This window comes from Polaromonas sp. P1_E1_2 (genome assembly GCF_056406035.1).
Genome location: NZ_JBFUAZ010000435.1, coordinates 1 through 3,741, shown reverse-complemented (window position 1 = coordinate 3,741; position 3,741 = coordinate 1). Strand labels below are relative to the sequence as shown.

At 57.9% G+C, this 3,741-nt stretch carries 6 protein-coding genes; all 6 read left to right on the top strand.

What is annotated here, in order from left to right:
* Positions 1-51 precede the first annotated feature (51 nt).
* On the top strand, positions 52-411 hold the full coding sequence (locus tag AC1D1P_RS17435; protein WP_477671591.1) for an NADH-quinone oxidoreductase subunit A: 360 nt from the start codon (positions 52-54) through the stop codon (positions 409-411).
* 54 nt (positions 412-465) lie between these two features.
* On the top strand, positions 466-945 hold the full coding sequence (locus AC1D1P_RS17430) for a NuoB/complex I 20 kDa subunit family protein (protein WP_007864469.1): 480 nt from the start codon (positions 466-468) through the stop codon (positions 943-945).
* Positions 946-948: 3 nt separating this feature from the next.
* Positions 949-1,557 carry an NADH-quinone oxidoreductase subunit C gene (locus AC1D1P_RS17425; protein WP_477671592.1) on the top strand — a complete coding sequence of 203 codons (609 nt, stop codon included), beginning with the start codon at positions 949-951 and terminating at the stop codon, positions 1,555-1,557.
* A 23-nt stretch (positions 1,558-1,580) separates the two neighbouring features.
* Positions 1,581-2,834 carry an NADH-quinone oxidoreductase subunit D gene (locus AC1D1P_RS17420; protein WP_477671593.1) on the top strand — a complete coding sequence of 418 codons (1,254 nt, stop codon included), beginning with the start codon at positions 1,581-1,583 and terminating at the stop codon, positions 2,832-2,834.
* Positions 2,831-3,355, top strand: a complete 525-nt coding sequence (locus AC1D1P_RS17415) for a DUF2059 domain-containing protein (RefSeq protein ID WP_477671594.1) — start codon at positions 2,831-2,833, stop codon at positions 3,353-3,355. The genes AC1D1P_RS17420 and AC1D1P_RS17415 overlap by 4 nt, the downstream gene beginning before the upstream one ends.
* 18 nt (positions 3,356-3,373) lie before the next feature.
* A partial coding sequence (locus tag AC1D1P_RS17410) for an NADH-quinone oxidoreductase subunit NuoE family protein (RefSeq protein ID WP_477673832.1) occupies positions 3,374-3,741 on the top strand: 368 nt, incomplete at its 3' end.

The window sequence follows — 3,741 nt, the reverse complement described above, 5'->3', positions numbered from 1 at the left end:
CGGCAAGCTGAAGCAAACCGCGCAAGTGGCTTTTCAGAAGTTGAATCCACGATGAACCTCGATCAATACCTTCCTGTTCTTTTGTTTATTCTGGTTGGTGTGGGTGTCGGTGTGGTGCCTCAGGTCCTGGGGCGTTTGTTGGGCCCCGTGCGTCCCGACAGCGAAAAAAATTCCCCTTACGAATGCGGCTTCGAGGCTTTCGAAGATGCCCGCATGAAATTCGATGTGCGCTACTACCTGGTCGCCATCCTCTTCATCCTTTTTGACCTCGAAATCGCGTTTCTTTTTCCCTGGGCCGTGGCGCTCAGGGAAATCGGCCCTGTCGGTTTCTGGTCCGTCATGATTTTCCTGGGCATTCTGGTCGTGGGCTTTGTTTACGAGTGGAAAAAGGGTGCGCTGGACTGGGAATAAGAAGCTAAGAATCCCGAGGGTTCTCTAGGCGGGTCACGCCACAAAGGTACGGGTATGTCACTTGAAGGTGTTTTCAACGAAGGCTTCATGACCACGAGTTACGACTCGGTGGTGAATTGGGCCAAGACGGGTTCGCTTTGGCCCATGACGTTCGGCCTGGCCTGCTGCGCCGTCGAAATGATGCATGCGGGCGCGGCGCGTTACGACCTGGATCGCTTCGGCATGTTGTTCCGYCCCAGCCCGCGCCAGTCCGACCTGATGATTGTGGCCGGCACGCTGTGCAACAAGATGGGCCCGGCCTTGCGCAAGGTGTACGACCAGATGTCGGAGCCGCGCTGGGTGTTGTCCATGGGCTCGTGCGCCAACGGCGGCGGCTATTACCACTACAGCTATTCCGTGGTTCGCGGCTGCGACCGCATCGTGCCGGTGGACGTCTACGTGCCCGGCTGCCCGCCCACGGCCGAAGCGCTGATGTACGGCATCATCCAGCTACAGCAGAAAATTCGTCGCACCAACACGATTGCGAGGGCATAAAGCATGTCCTCTTCTCCTGTGTCCATGGAACAACTCGCCGAAACGATTCATGCGGTGCTCGGCGACAAGGTCAAAAGCCTGAAGACCGCTCTGGGTGAAATCACCCTCACGGTCGCCGCCGCCGATTACCTCGCGGCCGCAACCCTGCTGCGCGATGCGCCAGGTTGCCGCTTCGAGCAGCTCATCGATCTGTGTGGTGTCGACTATTCCGAATACAAGGACGGTCAGTACGACGGCCTGCGCTACTGCGTGGCGTCGCATCTGCTGTCCGTCAGCCTCAACCAGCGCGTTCGCCTCAAGGTGTTCTGCCCCGACGACGATTTCCCCGTGGTGGATTCGCTCAATGGCATCTGGAACTCGGCCAACTGGTTCGAGCGCGAAGCCTTCGATCTCTACGGCATCATCTTTGAAGGCCACAATGACCTGCGTCGAATCCTGACCGATTACGGTTTCATCGGCCATCCTTTTCGTAAGGATTTCCCGACCTCGGGCCATGTGGAGATGCGCTACGACCCTGAGCAAAAGCGCGTGATTTACCAGCCGGTCACCATTGAGCCGCGTGAGATCACTCCGCGTGTGATCCGTGAAGACAACTACGGCGGCCTGCAGTAAGCAGCGTCGACAGAAGATACCCCATGGCTGAAATCAAAAATTACACGCTCAACTTTGGGCCACAGCATCCCGCAGCGCACGGTGTGTTGCGCTTGGTACTCGAGCTCGACGGCGAAGTGATCCAGCGCGCCGACCCACACATTGGCCTGCTACACCGTGCCACTGAAAAGCTCGCCGAAAGCAAGACTTACATCCAGTCGCTGCCCTACATGGACAGGCTGGACTACGTCTCGATGATGTCCAACGAGCACGCCTACTGTCTGGCCATCGAGAAGCTGCTCGGCGTCGACGTGCCGGTGCGCGCGCAGTACATCCGCGTGATGTACGCCGAAATCACGCGCCTGCTCAACCACCTGCTATGGCTGGGTGCGCACGGTTTCGACTGCGGCGCGATGAACATCCTGATTTACTGCTTCCGCGAGCGCGAGGCGTTGTTCGACATGTACGAAGCCGTGTCCGGCGCGCGCATGCATGCGGCCTACTTCCGCCCGGGCGGCGTCTACCGCGACCTGCCCGACAGCATGCCGCAGTACCGCGTCAGCAAGGTCAAGAACGCCAAGGCCATCGCAGCGCTCAATGAGAACCGCCAGGGTTCGTTGCTCGACTTCATCGAGGACTTCAGCAACAAATTCCCGGCTTATGTCGATGAGTACGAAACCCTGCTGACCGACAACCGCATCTGGAAGCAGCGCACCGTGGGTGTCGGCGTTGTGTCGCCTGAGCGAGCCCTCAACCTCGGCTTTACCGGCCCCATGCTCCGCGGTTCGGGTTTCGCCTGGGACCTGCGCAAGCAACAGCCCTACGACGTCTATGACAAGATGGACTTCGACATCCCGGTCGGCAAAACCGGCGACTGCTATGACCGTTACCTGGTCCGCATCGAAGAGATGCGCCAGTCCAACCGCATCATCAAGCAGTGCATTGACTGGTTGCGCGTCAACCCCGGCCCCGTGATCACCAGCAACCACAAGGTTGCCGCACCCGACCGCGAATCCATGAAGTCCAACATGGAAGAGCTGATTCACCACTTCAAGCTCTTCACCGAAGGTTTTCACGTGCCCGAAGGTGAAGCCTATGCGGCGGTCGAGCACCCCAAGGGCGAGTTCGGCATCTACATCGTCAGCGACGGTGCCAACAAGCCCTATCGCTTGAAGATCCGCCCGCCGGGTTTTCCGCATCTCGCGGCTATGGACGAAATGTCGCGCGGCCACATGATCGCCGATGCCGTTGCTGTGATCGGCACCATGGATATTGTGTTTGGAGAGATTGACCGATGAATCGGTTATCCCGTTCGCTGCTGCTCTGTTTTTTTCTGCTCGGACTGCAGGCGGCACACGCGCAAACAGTTTCCGCGGCGGAGATGGAGAAGCGTCGCGTGCTTGCCGTTCGCCTGATGGCCCAGACCGGATTCGACAAGATGTATGACACCATGGCCGACCAGATGATCCCATTGTTTGAGCCCATGTTGACCCAAATGCTGAAATCAACCAATGCGCCCGAACCGCTAAAAAAAGAATTTATCTCGAAATTCTCGGCGAATTTTCTTCGTGAATTCAAGTCCACCGAAACAAAACAGCTCTATACCGATGTGGTAACGGGTATTTTGGCAAAAGACTACTCCATAGAAGAAATGGAGGCGTTATCCGCTTTTTATGCCACTCCGTTAGCCCAGAAAATGCTCGCTCGTCAACCGCAACAGATGCAAGGTATCTTGCTTCAGGGTCGTGCGATTGGCGAGGCATCTGGGCGCAGGGCCGCGGCACAAACGCTAGAACAAATGGGCATAGGCAAACGCTAGTTGCGGATCGAAGATCATATGATTTCTGAACAAACCAGAGCGCGCTTCGACCGCGAAGTCGCCAAATACCCCGCGGACCAGAAACAGTCGGCCGTCATGGCTTGCCTGACCATCCTGCAGGAAGAGCACGGCTACGTCAGCGCCGAAAGCGAGAAGGTCGTGGCCGAATACCTCGGCATGGCGCCGATTGCCGTGCACGAAGTCACCACCTTCTACAACATGTACAACCAGCGCCCCGTTGGCAAGTACAAACTCAACGTCTGCACCAACCTGCCTTGCCAGCTGCGCGACGGCGCCAAGGCGCTCAAGCACCTGGAGCACAAGCTGGGCATCGTCATGGGCGAGACCAGCGCCGACGGTCTTTTCACGCTGCAGCAGTCTGAATG